Annotated in this window: 19 protein-coding genes; 8 read left to right on the top strand and 11 right to left on the bottom strand. The window is 65.2% G+C overall.

Going from position 1 to position 20,958, the window contains the following annotated elements; genetic code table 11:
- Positions 1-2 precede the first annotated feature (2 nt).
- Together hutH and hutI are read right to left on the bottom strand one after the other, a co-directional pair.
- On the bottom strand, positions 3-1,553 hold the full coding sequence (hutH, locus tag M4J40_RS02405) for a histidine ammonia-lyase (protein WP_251751821.1): 1,551 nt from the start codon (positions 1,551-1,553) through the stop codon (positions 3-5).
- A complete protein-coding gene (gene hutI, locus M4J40_RS02400) occupies positions 1,550-2,752 on the bottom strand; it encodes an imidazolonepropionase (protein WP_251751819.1) in 1,203 nt (400 codons plus the stop codon). The genes hutH and hutI overlap by 4 nt, the downstream gene beginning before the upstream one ends.
- A 243-nt stretch (positions 2,753-2,995) precedes the next feature.
- On the opposite strand from hutI, the gene M4J40_RS02395 reads away from it, so the two are divergent.
- The 7 genes from M4J40_RS02395 (at position 2,996) to M4J40_RS02365 (ending at position 10,658) form a co-directional block, all read left to right on the top strand.
- Positions 2,996-3,769, top strand: a complete 774-nt coding sequence (locus tag M4J40_RS02395) for an SDR family NAD(P)-dependent oxidoreductase (protein ID WP_251751817.1) — start codon at positions 2,996-2,998, stop codon at positions 3,767-3,769.
- Positions 3,770-3,883: 114 nt separating this feature from the next.
- Complete coding sequence (locus M4J40_RS02390) at positions 3,884-5,002, top strand: ABC transporter ATP-binding protein (protein ID WP_251751815.1); 1,119 nt, start codon at positions 3,884-3,886, stop codon at positions 5,000-5,002.
- Between the two features lie 40 nt (positions 5,003-5,042).
- Positions 5,043-6,155: a PotD/PotF family extracellular solute-binding protein gene (locus M4J40_RS02385; protein ID WP_251751814.1), complete on the top strand. Its 1,113-nt coding sequence runs from the start codon at positions 5,043-5,045 to the stop codon at positions 6,153-6,155.
- Between the two features lie 73 nt (positions 6,156-6,228).
- A complete protein-coding gene (locus M4J40_RS02380) occupies positions 6,229-7,170 on the top strand; it encodes an ABC transporter permease (protein WP_251751813.1) in 942 nt (313 codons plus the stop codon).
- The gene (locus tag M4J40_RS02375) at positions 7,167-7,967 is read left to right on the top strand and encodes an ABC transporter permease (protein WP_251751812.1); all 801 of its coding nucleotides are present in this window, start codon (positions 7,167-7,169) and stop codon (positions 7,965-7,967) included. The genes M4J40_RS02380 and M4J40_RS02375 overlap by 4 nt, the downstream gene beginning before the upstream one ends.
- 37 nt (positions 7,968-8,004) lie before the next feature.
- Positions 8,005-9,327, top strand: coding sequence for a histidinol dehydrogenase (gene hisD / locus M4J40_RS02370; RefSeq protein ID WP_251751811.1), 1,323 nt, complete (start codon positions 8,005-8,007; stop codon positions 9,325-9,327).
- 38 nt (positions 9,328-9,365) lie between these two features.
- A complete protein-coding gene (locus tag M4J40_RS02365) occupies positions 9,366-10,658 on the top strand; it encodes a hypothetical protein (protein WP_251751810.1) in 1,293 nt (430 codons plus the stop codon).
- Between the two features lie 123 nt (positions 10,659-10,781).
- On the opposite strand, the gene M4J40_RS02360 is transcribed toward M4J40_RS02365, so the two are convergent.
- The 7 genes from M4J40_RS02360 to M4J40_RS02330 all read right to left on the bottom strand — a co-directional run bounded on the left by M4J40_RS02360 (position 10,782) and on the right by M4J40_RS02330 (position 18,603).
- Entirely contained in the window at positions 10,782-10,979 is a 198-nt protein-coding gene (locus M4J40_RS02360; protein ID WP_251728903.1) for a 4Fe-4S dicluster domain-containing protein, read from the bottom strand.
- Between the two features lie 160 nt (positions 10,980-11,139).
- Positions 11,140-12,240, bottom strand: a complete 1,101-nt coding sequence (locus M4J40_RS02355) for a nickel-dependent hydrogenase large subunit (protein WP_251751809.1) — start codon at positions 12,238-12,240, stop codon at positions 11,140-11,142.
- Positions 12,237-12,866 (bottom strand): NADH-quinone oxidoreductase subunit C, encoded by a 630-nt coding sequence (locus tag M4J40_RS02350; RefSeq protein WP_251751808.1) that lies wholly within the window; start codon positions 12,864-12,866, stop codon positions 12,237-12,239. Before M4J40_RS02350 ends, M4J40_RS02355 begins: the two co-directional genes overlap by 4 nt.
- Complete coding sequence (locus tag M4J40_RS02345; RefSeq protein WP_251751806.1) at positions 12,863-13,366, bottom strand: 4Fe-4S binding protein; 504 nt, start codon at positions 13,364-13,366, stop codon at positions 12,863-12,865. Before M4J40_RS02345 ends, M4J40_RS02350 begins: the two co-directional genes overlap by 4 nt.
- A gap of 14 nt (positions 13,367-13,380) precedes the next feature.
- Positions 13,381-13,818, bottom strand: coding sequence for an NADH-quinone oxidoreductase subunit B family protein (locus tag M4J40_RS02340; RefSeq protein WP_251751804.1), 438 nt, complete (start codon positions 13,816-13,818; stop codon positions 13,381-13,383).
- A 10-nt stretch (positions 13,819-13,828) separates the two neighbouring features.
- The gene (locus M4J40_RS02335) at positions 13,829-14,788 is read right to left on the bottom strand and encodes a respiratory chain complex I subunit 1 family protein (protein ID WP_251751803.1); all 960 of its coding nucleotides are present in this window, start codon (positions 14,786-14,788) and stop codon (positions 13,829-13,831) included.
- 20 nt (positions 14,789-14,808) lie between these two features.
- Positions 14,809-18,603 (bottom strand): proton-conducting transporter membrane subunit, encoded by a 3,795-nt coding sequence (locus M4J40_RS02330; protein ID WP_251751801.1) that lies wholly within the window; start codon positions 18,601-18,603, stop codon positions 14,809-14,811.
- Positions 18,604-19,047: 444 nt separating this feature from the next.
- On the opposite strand from M4J40_RS02330, the gene hypA reads away from it, so the two are divergent.
- Entirely contained in the window at positions 19,048-19,395 is a 348-nt protein-coding gene (hypA, locus tag M4J40_RS02325; protein ID WP_251751800.1) for a hydrogenase maturation nickel metallochaperone HypA, read from the top strand.
- A gap of 3 nt (positions 19,396-19,398) precedes the next feature.
- Here hypA and hypB read toward each other — a convergent pair whose 3' ends face one another.
- Both hypB and M4J40_RS02315 read right to left on the bottom strand, forming a co-directional pair.
- Positions 19,399-20,112 (bottom strand): hydrogenase nickel incorporation protein HypB, encoded by a 714-nt coding sequence (gene hypB / locus M4J40_RS02320; RefSeq protein ID WP_251751798.1) that lies wholly within the window; start codon positions 20,110-20,112, stop codon positions 19,399-19,401.
- A 124-nt stretch (positions 20,113-20,236) separates the two neighbouring features.
- Positions 20,237-20,893 carry a Crp/Fnr family transcriptional regulator gene (locus M4J40_RS02315; protein WP_251751796.1) on the bottom strand — a complete coding sequence of 219 codons (657 nt, stop codon included), beginning with the start codon at positions 20,891-20,893 and terminating at the stop codon, positions 20,237-20,239.
- Positions 20,894-20,958 lie beyond the last annotated feature (65 nt).

Here is a 20,958-nt window from a genome sequence, read left to right as displayed (position 1 = left end):
GCTCATTCCTGCACCAACGCCGGCAGGAGCTCGCTTTCGAGAGCCGCGAGGAGCCGACCCGATGTGACGAGCCGGCTGGCCGCGTCGATATCGGGCGCAAAATGCCGGTCGTCGGAAAGCGGTGCGACGTCCGCTCGCAGAAGATCGATCGCCGCGGCAAGCGGCTTCGAGGTGCCGAGCGGTGCGTGGAAGCCGATGCCTTGGGCGGCGGCAAGATACTCGATGCCGATGACGTGGGCGGCGTTTCTCGCCATGGTCCGGAGACGGCGTGCGCCATGCGCCGCCATGGAGACGTGGTCTTCCTGGTTGGCCGAGGTCGGAATGGAATCGACCGACGCCGGATGGGCCATCTGCTTGTTTTCGGACACGAGGGCCGCTGCCGTCACCTGCGGGATCATGAAGCCGGAGTTGAGGCCGGGTTTGGGCGTCAGGAAGGCCGGAAGTCCGCTGAGCGCTGGGTCGACAAGCATGGCGATGCGGCGCTCGGCGATCGAGCCGATCTCGCAGATGGCGAGGGCGATGATGTCGGCGGCAAAGGCGACGGGTTCGGCGTGGAAGTTGCCGCCCGAGATGACCTCGCCGGTGTCGGTGAACACCAGGGGGTTGTCGGAGACGCCATTGGCCTCGTCGCTCAGCGTTGCCGCCGCCTGTCGGAGGAGATCGAGGCAGGCGCCCATCACCTGCGGCTGACAGCGCAGGCAATAGGGATCCTGAACGCGGCCGTGGTCGTCGAGATGCGAGGCGCGGATGACCGAGCCCGACAGCAGAGCGCGCAAGCTGGCGGCGACGTCGATCTGGCCCTTGTGGCGGCGCAGAAGATGGATGCGCGGATCGAAGGGGCCATCCGATCCCTTGGCGGCGTCGACGGAGAGAGCGCCGGTGATGAGCGCCGCCTGGAAGACGCGCTCGGTCTCGAACAGGCCGGCCAGCGCCATCGCTGTCGACACCTGCGTACCGTTGAGAAGCGCCAGCCCTTCCTTGGGGCCGAGGACGAGGGGCTTGAGGCCGTTGGCTTCCAGCGCGGCGGCGGCATCGACCGGCCGCCCGTCGACGAACACCTGGCCGACGCCCATCAAGGCCGCGGTCATGTGGGCGAGCGGGGCGAGGTCGCCGGAAGCGCCGACCGAACCCTGACCCGGAATGACGGGGATCAGGCCGCGCTCAAGGCAGGCGGCCAGCTGTTCGAGCGTTTCCCAGCGGACGCCGGATGCGCCCTGAGCAAGGCTCGCCAGCTTCAGCGCCATGATCAGCCGAGCGACCGGCACCGGCAGCGGTTCGCCGACGCCAGCGGCATGCGACAGCACGATGTTGCGCTGGAGCGTTTCGAGGTCGGCGGTGTCGATGCGAACCGAGGCGAGCTTGCCGAAGCCGGTGTTGACGCCATAGACCGGGTCGCCCTTGCCGATGATCGCCTCGATGGCGGCGGCGGCCTTGTCGACCGGGGCGCGAAGGGATGCGTCGATGGTGGCGCTGTCACCGAAGTAGATGGCGCGCCAGACCGAAAGCGGAACTTCGCCGGGGACGAGGCGGTGGAGGTTCGGAGTGTCTTTCATTCACCTCTCCAGTAGCGGGCGGCGAGCGGGTTGAAGCCAATGCGATAGACGAGTTCGGCCGGCCGTTCGGCGTTCCAGACGGCAAGGTCGCACCATTTGCCGGCCTCTATCGAGCCGGTGTCCCTGGCAAGGCCGAGGGCGGCGGCGGCGTGGATGGTCATGCCGGCGAGGCACTCGGCCACCGTCAGGCGGAACAGGGTCGCCGCCATGTTCATGACGAGCAGCGGCGAGGTCATCGGCGAGGTGCCGGGGTTGCAGTCGGTCGCGATGGCGATCTTCGTGCCATGCCTGCGGAAATGGTCGACCGGGGGCAGCTTGGTCTCACGGATGAAGTAGAAGGCGCCGGGCAAAAGCACGGCGACGGTGCCGGCGGCGGCCATGGAGGCGGCGCCTGCCTCGTCGGTATGCTCGAGGTGATCGGCTGACAGTGCGCCGTGGCGGGCGGCAAGCGCCGCGCCGCCAAGGTTGGACAACTGGTCGGCGTGGAGCCGGACCTTGAGGCCCAGGCGACCGGCCGCGGCGAAGAGGTCGTCTACCTCCTCAGGCGAAAAGGCGATGGCCTCGCAGAAGGCATCGACGCAATCGGCAAGGCCCTCGGCAGCGATGGCCGGCAGCATTTCATCTCGGACGAGGGTTAGATAAGCGGCGCGGTCGTCCTTGAACTCGGTCGGCAGTGCATGTGCGCCGAGGAAGCTTGTGCTGACCGTCACCTTGCGCTCGGCGGCAAGGCGGCGGGCGGCGCGGAGTTGGGCTCGCTCGCTGTCAAGGGTAAGTCCGTAGCCCGATTTCACCTCGACCGTGGTGACACCCTCGGCGATCAGGTGATCGAGCCGGGGCAGGGCGGTTTCCACCAACCCGTCTTCGCCGGAGGACCGAGTGGCAGTGACGGTCGAGACGATGCCCCCCCCGGCGCGCGCTATTTCCTCGTAGCTGGCGCCTGCCAGTCGCAGTTCGAACTCGTGGGCGCGGTTGCCGCCGTGGACGAGGTGCGTATGGCAGTCGATGAGACCGGGCGTGACCAGTCTGCCCTCAAGGTCGATCACTTCGGCGCTTTCAGGAGTCGCTGGTGCGTCGGCCTCGGGGCCGGCGTAGGCTATGCGGCCGTCGACGGAAACGATCGTCGCCTGCTCCACCGGCGTTATGTCGAGGGGGGCGGCCATCGTAACGAGGCGGGCGTTGCGGAACAGGCGGGTGGGCATCGCGATACCTGACGTGACTGTTGGGTTCATATGTATAGACAACCTTGGTCGCGATGCAAGTTATTCGCAGACCGTCACCTTTGCGGGCGATGTTCAGCTTGCGCAAGACAGCTGCGCGAAATCCGAATATGCCATCGAAATTCGGCATTACGTCTATGGACATCATAGCTTGGAAATGGTGCATTGCCGGCCGCTGGCTGCTCGGGGGAGGGCTGGCGTGTTCTGTCCTGCCGGAGTTTTCCCATGTCGCCGCTCGCTCTCTTCAATCTAGAAGATCGCAAGGCGCTGGTAACCGGGGCAAGCCGCGGCATTGGTCAGGCTCTTGCCGTCGCGCTGGCCGGGGCTGGTGCCGACGTCGCCATTACCGCCCGCAACGCGCATTCGCTCGACGAGACCTCTGCTGCCATCGGGGCGCTTGGACGGCGAGTCGTCGCGCTCGCTCATGATGTGCGCGACGTGGTCGGCAGCCGGACTGTCGTGGAGCGAGCCGCCGAAGATTTGGGTGGCCTCGACATTCTGGTCAACAATGCCGGCTACGAGGAAGTGACGCCGTCGCTGGATATCGAGGAGGAGGTTTGGGATCGCGTGGTCGATACCAACCTCAAGGGCGCCTTCTTCGTGGCGCAGGCGGCGGCGCGATGGATGCAGGCCGACGGGCGGGGTGGAGCGATCGTCAATCTTGCCTCCCTAACCAGCTATGTCGGCGTGCCGACCGCCGTGCCCTATGGCTCGTCGAAGGCCGGCGTTCTCGGCATGACGCAGGCGCTGGCCGCCGAATGGGCCGGCCTTGGAATTCGCGTCAACGCGGTAGCGCCCGGCTACTTCCGGACGGCGATGACCGACGTTTTCTACCGTGACGATGCCTGGCAGACGTCGATGCTGGCCAAGATCCCACTCGGCCGCTTCGGGGCGTTGGGAGACCTTGCCGGGGCGGTGATTTTTCTAGCATCCGATGCATCTGCCTATATTACCGGCCAGTGCATTCCAGTGGATGGCGGCTATCTTGCCTCAATTTGAGGCGTGTATAAAAGTTACACTCCAGATGCGTGACGGCCTGTCTAGAGATGTATATGGTACTGCGGCGCTCCCTGTGGGAATGGAGGCCGAAACGTGAGGGCAGAGAGTAAGGGGATGACGCACACAGCGGCGACAGCAGTCGAAGCACCGTTTGCGGTGTCGGTCCGTGACGTCAACATGGTGTTCGACGGCGTTCATGCGGTGCGCGACGCCTCGTTCGACTTGGAGAAGGGGCGCTTTCTCACCATTCTCGGCCCGTCCGGCTCGGGCAAGACGACGCTGCTCCGGATGATTGCCGGCTTCGGTCAGCCGACATCGGGCGAAGTGTTCATCAACGGTCTTGCCGTCGGCAGCGTGCCGCCGCACAAGCGGTCGATCGGCATGGTGTTCCAGAAGCTCGCTCTGTTTCCGCACCTGACGGCGGCCGAGAATGTCGCCTTTCCCCTGAGGATGCGCCGGTTCGACGCGCGCACCATTCCCGACCGCGTTCATCGCTATCTCGATCTCGTCAAGCTCGGGAAGCTCGGCGACCGTCGCATCCACGAGCTTTCCGGCGGTCAGCAGCAGCGCGTCGCCATCGCCCGCGCCCTCGTCTTCGAGCCGGACCTGTTGTTGCTCGACGAGCCGCTCGCCGCCCTCGATCGCAAGCTTCGCGAAGAGATGCAGCTCGAGTTTCGCCGCATCCAGCGTGAGCTCGACGTCACCACCATAAACGTGACGCACGACCAGCGCGAGGCCCTGGTGGTTTCCGACGAGATCATCGTCATGGACCATGGCCGCATCCAGCAGAAGGCCCGGCCGGAGGCCACCTATCGGCAGCCGAAGAATGCCTTCGTCGCCAACTTCATCGGCGTCACCAACTTCGTCGACGGTGTCGTGGCGAACGTCGACGGCGAGCGGATCGTGTTCGGGCATGCCGGTTTTGCCGGCCGCTCCGGCAACGGTTTTCGTCCGGCGACCGGCGTTTCGGCGCGCGGCGCGCTTCGAGCCGAGCAGATCCGGATCGGCGGTGGCCGCGAGGCGCTCGGGGACGTCGACACAGTGTTTGGCGGCATCGTCACCGATGCGATCTTCGAGGGCGAGCGAGTGGTCTACGAGGTGGCCGTGGCCGATCTCGGCGGTACGACGCTGCGTGTCTTCGATCATGACCCCGTGACCCACAGCCAGCACGACGTGGGATCGTCGGTCGCGCTAGGGTGGAACGTGAAGGATGTGCTGGTCTTCGGGGATTGAGCAGACCGGCACCAAAAAGCAAAGCCAGAGGAGAACGACAATGACTGGACCGTCCAAGCCCTTCCTCAATCTCGGCCGTCGCCGTTTCCTGCAGGGCGTCGGCCTTGCCGGTGCCGCCGGCCTCGTCGGCATGCCGTTCGGCCGCGCCTTCGCCGCCGAGCCGGAGAAGCCCAAGGAGATCATCGTCCGCGCCTGGGGCGGTTCCTGGGTCGACAGCCTCAAGAAGGGCGTCTCCGATCCGTTCACAGAGGCCACAGGCATCGCCGTCCGCCACGACCTCACCGAAGACAACGAGATTCAGCCCAAGGTCTGGGCCGCCGTGGCGCAGAAGCGCGTGCCGCCGATCCACATCAACTGGGACACCACCACCAACGCCACCAAGTCGGCCTTGCGTGGCGTGACGGAAGATCTCTCCGATCTTTCCAACCTTGCCAACGTGACGGAGCTTGCCAAGCCGGTCGGCCTCGACGGCTATCCGATCGTCAACACCTACGGCTACGTCTACGTGCTGGCCTATCGCCCGAGCGCCTTCCCCGATGGCGCACCGAAGTCTTGGAAGGATCTGCTCGATCCGAAGCTCAAGGGGCGGATTGCGCTCTACAACGACGGCATCGGCTTCCACTTCCCGGCTCAGGTGGCCGGCGGCGGCAAGCTCGAGGACATCCCGGACAACATGCAGGCGGCCTGGGACTTCATCGCCAAGATCAAGGAGCAGGAGCCGCTGCTCGGCGAGGACCCGGACTTCACCGCCTGGTTCCAGAAGGGCGAGATCGACGCGGCCTGCACGATCTCGACCAACGCCCGCGAAGCCAAGGCGAATGGCGTCGATATCGCCTGGACCGTTCCGGAAGAGGGCGCCAAGTACGACACCGATGGCCTGTGGATCCCCAAGGGGCTGCCCGAGAACGAGCTCTACTGGGCCAAGCAGTACATCAACTTCGCCATCACCAAGGATGCGCAGCAGGTCTGGCTCGACGGTCTCGGGCTGCCGGGCGTGGTGCCGGGCGTCAATCCGCCGGCCGATCTGGTCGGCGATTCGTCCTATCCGACCACCGAAGCCGACTTCAAGAAGCTGATCCGCATCTCCTCCAAGGTGCAGGTCGAGCACGAGAGCGAGTGGTTCGGCAAGTTCAAGGAAATCATGCAGGGCTGATCTCGGCTCCGCTCCCGCAAGGCCTGCCGCTTTCGGAGCGGCGGGCCACTTTTCAGGAAGACCAGACCGACCAATGCGTCCGAGCCGTACCTCCTATCCCCTGTCCTGGCGCCTGATGGACGCCGTCGAGGCGATCGCCGCCGCCGTCTGGCCGCGCAGTTTCTCGGCCGCCGTACCCTGGCTGATGCTGATGCCGGCCGTCGTGCTGGTGGGGCTTCTGGTTCTCGGCCTCTGGGACATGGCCGATGGCTCGTTTCGGAAGCTGGATACCGCGACCTTCCTGCCATCCGACGACTATTCGCTGGCGAACTACGATCGCGCCTTTACCGAAAAGCTGTTCTTCACGGTGGCAAGTCGCAGCCTGATCGGGTCGCTGATCGTCACGGTGATCACGCTCGTCTTCGCCTTTCCCTATTCCTACGTCATGGTGCGGACGCGCTCGACGTTCCTCCGCAAGTTCCTGCTGATCGCCCTGTTCCTGCCCTTCTTCATCGGGCAGGTGGTGCGTGCCTACGGCTGGCTGATCATCCTGGGCTCGCAGGGCATGGTCAACGAGGCGCTGGGCTTTGTCGGCGTGGCGCCGATCCGTCTCCTCTACAATTATCCGGCGGTGCTGTTCGGCTTGGTGCAGTACATGCTGCCGTTCGCCGTGCTGATGCTGGCGCCGGCGCTCACCGCCATTCCGGAGGAGATGGAGTCGGCGGCCGGTTCGCTCGGCGCCAACTGGGTGAGGACCTTCATCCACGTCGTGCTGCCGCTCGCCAAACCCGGCTTCATCGGCGCCGGCCTTGTGGTGATGACGCTGTCGCTCACCGATTTCGCCATTCCCGCCATTCTCGGCGGCGGTTCGCAGGATTTCATCGCCAACGCCATCTACGATCAGTTCTTCCGAACCTCCGATCAGGGCATGGGCGCGACGCTGGCGCTGCTGTTGGTCGCCGTCGGCTCGATCATGGTCGGCGTGGTGTTCGCATTGTTCGGAGCCGGGACGCTGGCCATGGGGAGGTCGAAATGAAGGGCGACCGGTCAAAGGCCGTGACCCTCTGGGGCTTCGTCATCGTCGCGCTCGTCATGCTGTCGGCGCCAACGCTCGTCGTTCTGGGCGCTTCGTTTACCGCCGGCAACATGATCACCTTTCCGCCGGAAGGGCTGTCGCTCAAGTGGTACGCGGCGATCGCCAGCGCCACCGATCTGCGCGACGCCTTCTTTCGTTCGGTGATCGTCGCCACCATTTGCACGGCGATCTCCATACCCACGGGAACGCTGGCCGGCATTGCCTTGGCGAAGTATCGCGTGCGGTTCGCTGCCGGTGTTCAGATCTACCTGCTGTTGCCGTTCACGGTGCCGCTGATCGGTTCGGGTATCGGCCTGATGCTGATCTTCGGCAAATGGGGGCTGCTGGGCCAACTGTGGCCGGTGGGTATCGCCTGCGCTGTGATCAATCTGCCGTTCATGATCTGGGCCGTGACGGCCAGCGCCGCCAGCCTCGATCCCGACCTTGAGCTGGCGGCCGCCAATTGCGGCGCTCCGCCGCTTTCGACATTTCTCGCGGTGACGGTGCCGGCGGTGACGCCCGGCATCATCACCGGCGCGCTCTTGATGTTCATCCTGGCGCTCAACGAGTTCCTGGTCTCGCTGCTGCTCGTCGACGCGCGCATCGTCACGCTGCCGGTTCAGATCTACAACTCGATCCGCTCGATCATCACGCCCGACCTTGCCGCCATATCCGTGGTGTTCATCGCCGTCGCCGCCATCGCCATCGCGCTGCTCGACTGGCTGGTCGGGCTGGACATTTTCCTGAAATCCAAATGAAGGCGCGAAAAGCGCCCGCTGTTCGAGGACCGCACCCATGACCGACGTCTCCTTCCACGACTACGCCAAGCTCGACGCCGCCGGCCGCGCCGCCCTGCTCAAGCGCTCGGAAACCGACCTCACCTTCTTCCTCGAAAAGGTCGCCCCGATCATCGAGGCGGTGAAGACGGAAGGCGACGCGGCGCTCCATCGTTTTGCGCGCGAGCTCGACAAGTCCGAGGTCAAGCCCGGCGCGCTGAAGGCGACCGAGGCCGAGTTCGATGCCGCCTTCAAGGCCGTCGAGCCGGAAGTCGTTGAGGCGATCCGCTACGGCATCGAGAACATTCGCCGCTTTCACGAAGAGCAGAAGCCGGAGGCCATGTGGCTGAAGGAGATCCGCCCTGGTGCCTTCGCCGGCGACCGGGTGACGCCCATCAAGTCAGTGGCGCTCTACATTCCCCGCGGCAAGGGCGCCTTCCCGTCGGTGACGATGATGACGGCCGTGCCGGCGGTGGTGGCCGGCGTGCCGGAGCTCGCCATCGTCACACCGCCGACGCCTGACGGTTCGGTGGACGCGGCCACGCTCGTCGCGGCCCGTCTTGCCGGTGTCGAGACGGTCTACAAGGTCGGTGGCGCACAGGCCGTCGCGGCAGTGGCCTTCGGCACGGAGACGGTGAAGCCGGCGCTGAAGATCGTCGGTCCCGGCAGCCCGTGGGTTGTCGCCGCCAAGCGCCTGTTGTCGGGTGTCATCGACGCCGGCCTGCCCGCCGGGCCGTCGGAAGCGATCATTTTCGCCGACGATACGGTGCACGGCGGTCTCGCCGCGCTCGACGTGCTGATCGAGGCTGAACACGGTCCGGACAGCTCGGCCTATATCGTCACCCATTCGCGCCGCGTCGCCGAGGAGGCGCTGGCCGCGCTGCCGGACCATTGGGCGCGCATGACGCCGCAGCGCGTTGAGTTCTCCAAGAAGGTGCTCGGCGGGGCTTTCGGCGGCATCATCCTGACTTCGTCGGTCGAGGAGAGCCACGCCTTCGTCAACGCCTATGCGCCGGAGCATCTGGAGATCCTCTCTACCGACCCCTACGCCCATCTCGGCAAGATCACCGAAGCGGCGGAGATCCTGATGGGTCCCTACACGCCGGTGTCGATCGCCAACTTCGGCCTCGGCCCGAACGCCGTGCTGCCGACCAGCCGCTGGGCGCGCACCTGGGGACCGCTGTCGGTGTTCGATTTCGTCAAGCGCGCGTCGATCGGCTACGTCACGGCCGGAGCCTATCCGGAACTCGCCCATACGGCCCGGGTGCTGGCGCGTTACGAGGGCTTCTCGTCGCACGAACAGGCGGTGTCGTCGGTGCGTGACGCCTATCTCAAGGGCTGAGTGATGAAGGCCGTTCACGCTCAAAAGCCGAGGGTGGCATGACGGCATCGAGCCGCACCGCCGACATCCGCCGCCTCGCGGTCAATGACGAGAGCGCCGCCAAGACGGCGCTCGCGGCGCTGTTTGCCGATCTGTTCGATCTTGTGGCCGAAGGCGTCGCCATCAATCGCGACCAGTACAGCCTGAACTCGCTGAATGGCTTCTTTTCGGCGGGTGGTGCCGATTACTTCTTCAAGTTCCATCAGGAGGATGGCGAGGAGGCGATGACCGGCGAGTATTACCGCGCCGACATTCTGGCCCGTGCGAGTCTGCCGGTGGACATGCCGGTGTTCGTCTCGAACTTGCCGGGCGAGCAGGTGCTGGTCTACCGCCGCCGCTCCGATCCCCGCTTTTCCGATGTGCTGAGAGCGCTCGACATCGCCGCGCTCGACGGCCATCGCGATATTGTCGGCGAGGCGGATGCCGTCGCGGCCGAGCGCGACCTCGACGCCTCGATCGCCCGGGTCTATCTCGACAGCCTGCATCCGGTGACGTCCGAAGAGGCTGCGGCCGAGCCGATCCATCGTCTCTTTCACGATCGTCTCGTCGATATGCCCGGCCGACGCTTTCCAGGCGGCCGGTTCGCCGGCTTCTATCTTGGCCAGATGGTTCGCCTGCCGGGCGCCGAGCTCGGCTGGGAGGATTTCGCGGCGCGACGGCTGATCGTCAACGGGCAGCCCTATCGTCGCTCCGTTGGCGAGCTCTTCGCGGCAGCGGGCGCGCGACTGCGGCCGGATCTGCTGGCGGATGCCGGCGGCGTGGTGGCTCACGGCGACGCACACAACGCAAATGTCTGGTACGGCGAGGGGCCTAAGCTCAGCTTCTACGATCCGGCTTTTGCAGGCGAGAGCGTCCCGTCGCTGATCGCCGAGGCGAAGGCCACCTTTCACAATGTGTTCGCCCATCCGCTCTGGCTCTATGACCCGGCGGAGGCGACCCGACGCTTCTCGGCCGAGGTGCGCCTTGGCGATGGCACGATGGCCATCGACACCGATTGGGCGCTGACACCCGTGCGGCGGGCACTTCTCGCCGCCAAGGCCGAGCTGGTGTGGCAGCCGCTCCTCGCCACTCTCAAGGCGCGCGATCTGCTGCCGGCCGACTGGCGGGACGTGATCCGCTTCGCGTTGTTCCTCTGCCCGACGCTGGTGATGAACCTGAGGGCCGGGGCGACGACGCACACGACGACCTCATCGGCCATCGCCTTCGCCGTTGCCGTTATGGTCGGTAGCGCGCCGGAGGGCGGCGAGGACGAGATGACGGGGTTCCTCGACCTCGTGGATCCCGACCGATAACAACTCCGACAGGGCCGCAAACCGAACGCGGCGGTCCAAAAGAAAGGGAGCGGCGCCCATGGGCATCCGCTCCCTCTCGATTCGTGGGAAGGCGCCGGTGGCGGCGCCTTCAGAAGGGCAGCCTCAGGCGGCGGCCGGAACGCACGAGCCCGACGGGCAGACTTCGGCGCACTGCTGCGTGTCGAAGTGGCCTTCGCACTCGGTGCACTTCTTGGCGTTGATCGAATAGACCTTGCCCTTATGGCTGATCGCCTTGTTGGGGCATTCGTCTTCGCAAGCGCCGCAGGAGGTGCAGGTGTCCGTCTCGATCATAAAGGCCATGGGTGTCACTCCTCTTGGTTGTTCACGGGAACGCGGTTGTCCGTTTTTGTGCGTTCCCGATCTCGGATCGCCGGAGCAAGCGGATCGCGCCCTTGCTCTCGGCTGAGTTTTCGCGCTTTTGCGTGATCCGGAAAGTCGGCAACTTTCCGGATGAGCGTCCTCAGCGTTCCGTGCAGGAAAGGCAGGGATCGATGCTGTTGACGATCATGGCGATGTCCGCGACCTTGGCGTCCTGCAGCATGAAGCGCAGGCTATCCCAGTTCATGAACGTGGGCACGCGCCACTTGACGCGCTCGGGCTGCGGCGTGTCGTTGGTGCGGAGATAGTAGATCACCTCGCCGCGCGGCGCCTCGCTGCGGGTCACGGCCTGTCCGGGCGGAATGTCGGGACGGTCGTTGATGTTGACCGGGCCGCCGGGCAGATCGCGCAGGCAGACGCGCAGGAGGTCGATCGAGGTCAGGATCTCCTCTAGACGGACCATGGCGCGAGACCAGACGTCGCCGTCGGTCAGCGAGTGCACGATGAGCGGCAGCCGGTCATAGGCAGCGTAGGGCGCTTCACGGCGCACGTCGTAGTCGACGCCGGAGGCGCGGGCCACCGGACCGACGACGCCGCAGGTGATGGCGTCGGCATGGGTGAGTACGCCCACGCCCTTGGTGCGACGCAGGATGGAGCCGTTGGTTTTGAAGGTCTTGATGATGTCCTTCGTCTCGGCTTCGATCTTGTCGAGAGCGCCCTTGATGTAGGCGATCGACTTGTCGTCGAGGTCGTAGCGGACGCCACCGATGCACATGGCGCCGATGTCCTGGCGGTTGCCGAAGATCGACTCCAGCATGTCCTGGCCGATCTCGCGCACCTGCATCATGTGCATGAAGTAGGTTTCGTAGCCCACGAGGTGGACCAGAAGCGCCACGTTGAACAGATGCGAGGTGACGCGCTTCATCTCGTCGGCGACGGTGCGCAGATAGATGCCGCGCTCGGGCACTTCGATGCCGGCGATCTTTTCGGCCGCCATGGCGAAGGTCTGCGGATGACTGTTGGAGCAGAGCGAGCAGATGCGCTCGGTCAGCACCACGTTCTGGTACATCGTCCGCTTGGTGGTCAGATACTCGATGCCGCGGTGGGCGTGACCGGCGTTGATGTCGATGTGGCTGACGGTCTCGCCCTGCACATCGATCTTGAAGTACATCGGCTCCTCGAGGGCCACGTGCAGCGGGCCGACGGGGATGCTGAAGGTCTCGGGTACGTTGTGCGTGCTCATGCTGCACCCTTCTTTCCGGCGGCAGTGAGGCGTTCCCACAGGCCCTTGGTGCTGGCGGCATTGACCAGCGTCGAGAACGGGATCAGTCGCTCGAGAACGGCGTCGTCGATCGAAGCGTCGAGGAACAGGCGGCGCGGATCCGGATGATCGGTCACCTTGACGGCATAGAGTTCCATCATTTCGCGCTCGTGCCAATCGGCATTGCGGAACAGCGGCGTCAGCGAAGCGATGCTGCCGCCCTGCGGCACGTAGGCGATGATGGTGAGTGCGTCGCCGGCGATGTCGAAGTGATAGTCGATCTCGTAGGAGGTGCCGTCGAGCGGCGTGCCGCCGAACGTCTTGGGCGTCTCCTTGGGAGCGGCCTCGGCCTTCGCCTCGTCGTCCTCGTTCTCCTCGTCCTCGTCTTCCTCCTCCTCTTCGGGGGCGGAGGGCTGGGTGCAGGTGATCATCGACAGGCGCGCGCCCAGCTCCTTGAGCAGGTTGGCGACGGGCGACAGATCGGCAGCGCTGGCGAGACCCAACCAGGCAACGGTAACGCCGTACTGGTCGGTGTCGGCCGAGAACTCGATGCCGGCCGGCGCCGCGGCGGTGAGGCGGGCTTCCAGGTCTTGCGGTAGGCGGCTCATGCTGGGACCTTCCGGTTCTTGAGATACTTGGCGCGGCACTTCGGACAGCGCGCGCGCAGCTCAGTATATTCCTCGGCGCTGAGCGGCGGCTTGGCATTCTTCACCATCGGCGCCGTGTTGAGCGCCGTGGCGCCACAGTCGGCGCATTTCTGGTTGGGGATCAAACCATGCTCGACCATGTCGAACTTGTCGACGTTGGCGTGGGAGAGGTCCCAGTCGTTGGTCTGATGGATGGCGTCCGTCGGGCAATAGAACTCGCAGTTGCCGCAGAACACGCAGGTGTTGTGCCAGCAGTCGAAGGTCATGCCGTCGGGCGTCTTGGCGAAGCGGATGGCGTTGGCCGGGCAGACACGCTCGCAGATGCGGCAGCCTTCGCAGCTCTCAGCCTTGAACTCGATGCGGCCGCGCAGGCGGTCGGGCGTGAAGGCCGGCCCCAGGGGGAAGGCCTCCGTCTGAGGGCCCTGCTTCAGGTTGCGGGCGAAAATCGTCAGGAAGTTCATCTCGTGGCCTTTCCTCAGAGACGCTCGCGCCAGATATCGATGGCCCTGGCGACGCCGGCGATGATCGCCTGCGGCCGGGGCGGGCAGCCGGGCACATTGACGTCGATCGGAATGTACTGGTCGATCGGCGCCAAAACGGCGTAGCTCTCGCGGAAGATGCCGCCGGAGATCGGGCAGACGCCGACCGCCACCGTCACCTTCGGATCGGGGATCTCTTCATACATGCGCAGCACCGCATCCTTGACGCGGACGGTGAGCGGACCGGAGATCAGCACGATGTCGGCGTGCTTGGGGCTGCCGCAGTACTGGCAGCCGAGACGCTCGATGTCGTAGCGGGGGATCAGCGCGGTGGTCGCCATCTCCACGTCGCAGCCGTTACAGGAGCCGGCGTTGATCCGGTAGATCCAGGGCGAGCGCGTGGCGATCTTCTTGAAATCGGGTATCAGGCCCATCTAGCCCTCCTCAGACCACGACGACGACCGCAAGGCTCGCAACGGCGAGCAGCAGGGGCCACTTCAGGAAAAACACAAAGGCCTGGTCGATGCGCATGCGGCCCATGGACAGGCGAACCGCCGTGATGCCGACCAGCATCAGCACCGCCATCTTGACCAGCCACACCAGGAAGCCGGCGGCGATGTTGGCGGGAGCCGCCGGGAAGAACAGGGCGATGCCCAGCCCCAGCACGACCACCTTCTTCAGCGCCGACATGATCTTGAACAGCGCCAGCACCGGGCCGGAGTACTCAAGCAGCGGGCCTTCCAGCACTTCGGTCTCGGCCTCCGGGATGTCGAAGGGAACGATGCCGAGGTTGGCAGGGTAGAAGAAGCAGAAGGCGGCGACCGCCGGCCACATCACCGGGTCGAACAGGAACGAGCCGTGGGCCTGCTGATAGGCGACGATGTCGTTCAGCGAGAAGGTGGCCCAGCCGCCCATGCCCACGCCGGTGCGGATGGCGACGGCAGCGGCGATCAGCACCAGCGGCCCCTCGTAGGCGATCATCAGGGCCATCTCGCGGGAGAAGCCGATGGCGCCGTAGGGCGAACCGGAAGCCGAGCCGGCGATCATCAGCACGATGCCGGGGATCATCAGCAGGTAGAGCAGAACCAGCAGGTTGCCGATGGCGGCGTCCGGCGCGTAGACCGAGGTGATCGGCACCAGGGCGGCGGCGATCAGCATGGAGACGACGCCGACGAGCGGGGTGTAGAGGAACACCGTCTCATTGGCGGCCGCCGGCACCATGGTGCGCTTGAAGCCGAGCTTGATGATGTCGAAGAACGGCTGCAGGAGCGGCGGTCCGACACGGCTCTGCAGGCGGGCGGCGACACGACGGTCGACACCCTTCATGGCAAGGCCGAAAGCAAGGGCGAAGACTCCACCTGGGAAGAGGAGCACCGCCAGCAAGATAGCGATCTGGTTGGACATCTTGAGTCTCTCCTCTCCCGTCAGTGCTGTTCTTTGGCCTTGGCGGGCTTGGCCGCCAGGAGGCCGCGGATGGCAGCGGTCGGGGACTCGAACAGGTTGACGGCGCCGACACGGCCACCGGCTTCCGGCAGGAAGTCATTGGGCGTGGCGCCGGCGAAGTGCAGGCCGCTCTTCTGGACGCCGCGGTGTGCGAGACGCATCCAGGGGATGAAGGCGGCGGCGACGATCAGGACCAGCAGGCTGAGAGCGAAGGGGCTCCAGCCGCCGGCGCCGGGCAGCGGGCCGAAGATCGAGGCGTCGATCGGGGTGAGGCCGAGCTCGGCCTGCATCTTGGCGATCGGCACCAGGGCAAGGCCCGGGAAGAAGCCGAGCAGGACGCTGGCGCCCACCAGGATGCCCATGGGCACCAGCATGGACATCGGCGCTTCCTCGGCCTCGAGGGCCTTCGCCGTCGGCGCGCCCATGAAGGCGGCGTGGGCGAACTTCAGCACGGCGGCGAGCGTGAAGAGCGAGGACACCATGGCGCCTGTGGCAAGCGCCCAGTGGCCGCTCTCGAAGGCAGCGGAGAAGATCATCCACTTCGAGGAGAAGCCGTTGAGCGGCGGCACACCGGCCAGCGACAGGCCAGCGAACAGGAAGAAGCCGAAGGTGATCGGCATTTTCCGGCCGAGACCGCCGAGTTCGTCGAGCTGGCTGGCATGGCTCTTCACCATGACGGCGCCGGCCACGAGGAACAGCGTGTCCTTGAGGAACATGTGGTTGACGAAGTGGAACAGGCCGCCGGCGACGCCGAGCGAGGTGCCGAGGCAGAGCGCCATCAGCACGTAGCCGAGCTGGCTGACGGTGGAGTAGATCAGCAACAGCTTGATGCCGTTCTGAACCACGGCCATGGCGCCGGCGTAGACGACGGTGATGCCGGCGATGATGGCGATGATGTCCAGCAGGGCCGGAACGCCGCCGATCTCGCCGCCGAGGCGCAGGAATACCGCGCTGCCGCCGAACAGGCTGAACAGCTTGAGCACGCCCCATGGACCGGACTTCAGCAGAACCGCCGAGATGTAGCCGGAGACCGGCGTCGGGGCGGCGGCTGGGTGCATCTGCACGTCGATACGGACGGGCAGCATGGCAGCCTTCATGACGAGGCCGATGAACACCGGGATGATGCCGATGGCCAACGTGGCGAGCGGCATGTCGAGCGCCTTCTGGCCGATCTCGACGAGATCGAAGGTGCCGGCATGGGCCGCGAGCGCTGCGACGCCGAGGAACATGAAGGAGGCGCCGACGGTGTTGAAGAAGAAGTACTTGAAGCCCTCCTTCCGCGCGACGTCGGATTCCTCATGGATGATGGCTGCCCAGAGCGCCCAGCTCGACATCAACTCCCAGAAACCGAAGAAGGTGAAGATGTCCTTGGCCGCCGTCATGCCCAGGAGACCGGCGATCATGATGCCGAAGGCGGCAAAGAAACGCGGCTGGGCGTGGTTGTGGGCGAGATAGGCGGTGGCGTGCAGCATGTTGAGTGCGCCGACGCCGGCAATCAGCACCGCGAACCAGAAGGACAGCGTGTCGTAGGCCGGGGCAGTGAAGATGACCGCCAGGAAGGCCGCGACCAGCACCGCCACGGCAAGCCATCCGGCCTGCTGGACCGACTTGCGGCCGACCAGCCACACCGCCACGGCGCCGAGGAAGGCGATGGTGGCAGGCAGCGTCCAGGTCATGACGAGGCTCGGCAGAACCGCCGCGGCAAGACCGCTGCGGGCAGCCACCTCGGCACCCACGGCGCCGACGAGATCGAGCTGGAAGGACGGGACGAAGCCACCGAAGATGATCGCGGCGGCGAGAACGCCGACGGCGACCAGCATGGAGAGCGGGGCTTCCTTGATGCCGGCTTCGCCCGTCCAGGGACGGAAGAACAGCATGCCGACGACGCGGAGGTAGTAGACGACGGCGATGATACCGCCAACCAGGAGACCGGCGGCCACCTCGTAGTGGCCGGCGTCCGCCGCCGCGTAGACCATCAGGAACTTCGAGACGAAGCCCGAGAAGGGCGGCAGGCCCATGATCGACACGGTGGCAAGCGCGTAGCAACCGGCCGTGAAGGGCATGACGCGGCCGATGCCGGCGAGATCGGCGATGTTGCGCCGGCCGGTCTGCATGATGAAGGCGCCGGCAGCGAAGAACAGCAGGGTCTTCATCACCGCGTGGTTTGTGACGTGCAAGAGGCTGGCGTCGGTGGCAAGCGCGGTGCCGATGCCGAGCACGGCGACGATCTCGCCCACCTGAGCGAGCGTCGAGAAGGCCAGCATCCGCTTGATCTCGGTCTCGAACAGGGCGCGGATCTCGCCGTAGAGGAGCGTGATCAGGCCAAGGCCGATCAGCACGACCTTAAGACTGAGGCCCCAGCCGGTGAAGGTCGAGAGCGCCGGCACGCCGATAACGATGAACAGCACCTTGACGATACCGAACACGCCGGCCTTGGTCAGGATACCGGACAGCGGACCGGAGATGGACGACGGCGCGGCCGGATGGGCGATGGGCAGCCAGCTATGGACCGGCCAAATGCCCGCCTTCACCGCGAAACCGGCGAAGAAGCAGAGGGCGATGACGAGGCCGGCGAGCGGCGAGATCGTGCCAACCTTTTCGGCCAGAGCAGCGAACTCGAACGAGCCGATCTCGGCATGCGTCAACAGGATGCCGAAGTGCATGAGATAGGCGCCAGAGGCGCACATCATGAAATAGATGAGGCCGGCGCGCAGCGACTTCTGGTTCTGCTCGTGAATGACCAGGAAGTAGGACGTCCAGGTCATCAGCTCCCAGTAGACGTAGAAGTTGCCCATCTCGTGCGCGGTGGTGAGGCCGAGCAGCGAGCCGATCATCAGGAAGGCGAAGAAATAGTAGCGATTGGTCCACTCGGAGCGGGCCATGTAGCCAACGGAGTAGACGATCATCACGGCGGAGATGCCGGCGAACACCAGCGCGAAGACGCGGGAAGCCGGATCAAGGCTCGTGTCGAACACCACGAGGGCCAGCGTGGCAACGGCGAGGATCACGGCGCCGATGTCGCGGGCTCGGATCGAGACGTGGCCAAGGCCGTAGACGGCGAAGGCGCCGATGTAGGGCACGAGAACGAGCAGCGACCAGGGCGACTCGAACTCGGGAACGCCACCGACGGCGCCGGCCAGCACTTCAGCGGCATGCTGGAAGGGCAGCGGGAACACCGAGATCAGCGCGGTGACGGCGGCGAGCGCCCAGGCGATCGGCAATGCGAGGCTGGGAGCGCTGGCAAGCTCGACGCGGCGCGCCGGATGCTCGAAGCAAACGCGCTGGATCACCACCAGATAGTAGTAGGCGGCGACGATCGACGCGGCGGTGCCGACAAGCGCGATGGCCCAGTGGCCCTGCTCGATGGCGGCGTAGAGCACCAGGAACTTGGAGAAGGATCCCTTGAAGGGCGACAGGCCCATCACGGAGAACATGCCGAAGCCGAACAACGTGGCGGCGACCGGCATGCGATGGCCGGACCCCGCGAGGTCTTCCAGGCGCGACGAGCCGGTCCGGCGGATGATGTACCAGCCGGCGGCGATCACGAGGCCACGCATGATGACCTGGTAGCCAAAGTGCATGTAGGCGCCGGTCAGGCCGGCTTCACCGCCGAGGCCGATGCCGATCAGGATGTAGCCGATCTCGGCGACGGTCGACCAGACGACGACACGTACCAGGCTCGGCAGGCTCATAAGGGCGGCGACTTCGCCGAAGAACAAGAAGACCGCGCCCATCCAGGCCAGCGCCATCGGGTCGATCTGAGTGAGGGAGAGCATGAGTGGAGATCCTTCCGCAGGCATGCATCTTGGCTGTCATGGATGACGTTAATCACAGCATCCACTAGGGTATGTCGGCTAGCCGACATATACGCATTCCCACGACGGCGATGCTTTACGTGCGAAAGTAAAAATGAGTTATTTACTCATAATATATGGCGCGCGGAAGGGGCAAAAAAAACAACACCTTGTTCCGCTCGTGTCGTTTTCAGCGCCGTCTTGTGGCGGCTTTCCTAAAGGATTTAGATCGCATTTTGACGCCATTTTCTAAGTAGTATGTCCGATACAGCTTTGTGCATCCCCGCCATGCAGAATCCTCAGGATTCCCTTTAATTGCGAGTGAGTTGCAAGATGGAGGCGAAAAATCCGTCATTTCACGGACAAGTATTTCCATCGCGGCGGCGATTGGGATAGAGGAACGGCTTAGACTAGAAAGGAATGTCGATGCACGAAACGGCGGTGGTCGAGGGGCTGATGCGTATCCTGACCGAGCATGCCAAGCAGAACGGCGTCGACCGCGTCGTCGCGGTGCGGCTGAAGATCGGCCGTCTGCGCGGCATAGACAGCCGGCAGATCCGGCTGGCTTTCGAGATCTTTGCCGACGGCACGCTGGCCGAAGGCGCGCGCCTCGACATCGACGAGGTCGGCGTCACCGCGAAGTGCCGGACCTGTGGCACCACCTTCGAGGTGGAGAGATATCAGTTCGTCTGCTCGGGCTGCGGCGGCTCGGACGCCGAAGTACTGACCGGGCGCGAACTCTACATCGAGAGCTTCGAGGCGGCGAAAAGCTGACCGTCAGGCGCTTTCCATCGCCTTGCGCCGTTCGGCGAGACGGTCGGCGATCCACTGGGTCCAGGCGTCGAGGCCCGTTCCTTTCTTGGCCGACACTTCGAGAACCGGGCCGGGGCCGTGGACGCGGCCGACGGCGGCGCGGGCGCGGTCCGTCGAGAACTCCTCGATGGCCGGCAGCAGGTCGGTCTTGGTGAGGAGCACGAGATCCGCCTTGCGGAAGATCACCGGATACTTGTCGGGCTTGTCGTCGCCCTCGGTCACCGACAGCAGCACCACGTCGTGATGCTGGCCGACGTCGAAGTCGGCGGGGCAGACGAGGTTGCCGACATTCTCGACGAACAGCACGTCGATCTCGTCGAGATCAAGAACATGCAGCGCGTCATGGATCATGACGGCGTCGAGATGGCAGGTGACGCCGGTGGTGATCTGCACCGCCGGCACGCCATGGCGGCGGATGCGGTCGGCGTCGTTCTCGGTTTCAAGGTCGCCTTCGACGACGGCCACGCGAATGCCCTTCGGCAAGGCGGCGATCGTCGCTTCGAGAAGCTGCGTCTTGCCCGAGCCGGGGGACGACATCAGGTTGATCGACAGGACGCCGTGGGCGTCGAGATGCTCGCGGATGTGGGCGGCGATCCGATCGTTCTCCGACAGGAGGTTCTCGATCACTGGAATGGTGGTGGTGGCGGCCTTGCTGCCGCAGCCGCAGTCGCTGCACATGGGGGAGACTCCTGAAATGGGACGTTAGAGCGGCGGGCGCTCGGACATATCCGAGCTGCCACTCTAACCTTTATTCAAGCATCGGATTTTTCCGAAAAGCGGCTCCACTTTTCGGTCCGATGCTCTAGCGGACGTCGGCGAGCTCGCGGCGCAGACGGCCGAGATCGGAGATCACCATCGAGCCGCCGCCGAAGCGGTAGAGGATGCCCGAGCGCACCAGCTCGGCGATGACGGTTGAGACCGACTGCCGGGTGGCGCCGATCTGCATGGCAAAATCCTCGGCGTTGGGCAGGTGGTCGATGACGATGCCTTCCTCGGCGGGGCGGCCGATCCGGTCGGCGGTGTCGCAGAGCACGCGGATGAGGCGATGCTTGACGCCATGGAAGGCGATGTCCTCGATCATGCGGATCGACTTCTGCGCCAGACGGTCGAGGGCCGGCAACACGGCGAGCGCCAGTTCCGGCTCGGCAAGGGCGAGTTGACGGAAGGCGGTTGGCGTGGCGATCACGATGTCGGAGGCGGTGCGCACTTCCAGCATGGCGCCGCCATGCAGGTAAATGGCATCGCCCGCTTCAAGCACATAGAGCGTCAGCTCCTTGCCTTCGAAGGAGGTGAAGCAGCGGAGCCGGCCGGAGCGAACGATCAGAAGATCGCCGTCGGCGGCTTCGTCGCCACCATAGACGATCTGCCCGGCGCGCAATGAGCGCTGGCCGAACAGACGACCATGGCCATCCTTCAGGAGGCGTTCGACGAGGGCGCTCAGTGGATTGTCGGTCTGCATCGATTTTCCAGTGGCCGGTTCGAAAGTGTTCGCGATGGACCGGTCTTGTATAAGGGAAATTACGC

This window comes from Pleomorphomonas sp. JP5, assembly GCF_023721815.1.
Classification (GTDB): domain Bacteria; phylum Pseudomonadota; class Alphaproteobacteria; order Rhizobiales; family Pleomorphomonadaceae; genus Pleomorphomonas.
This window is presented reverse-complemented; position numbering and strand designations above follow the sequence as displayed.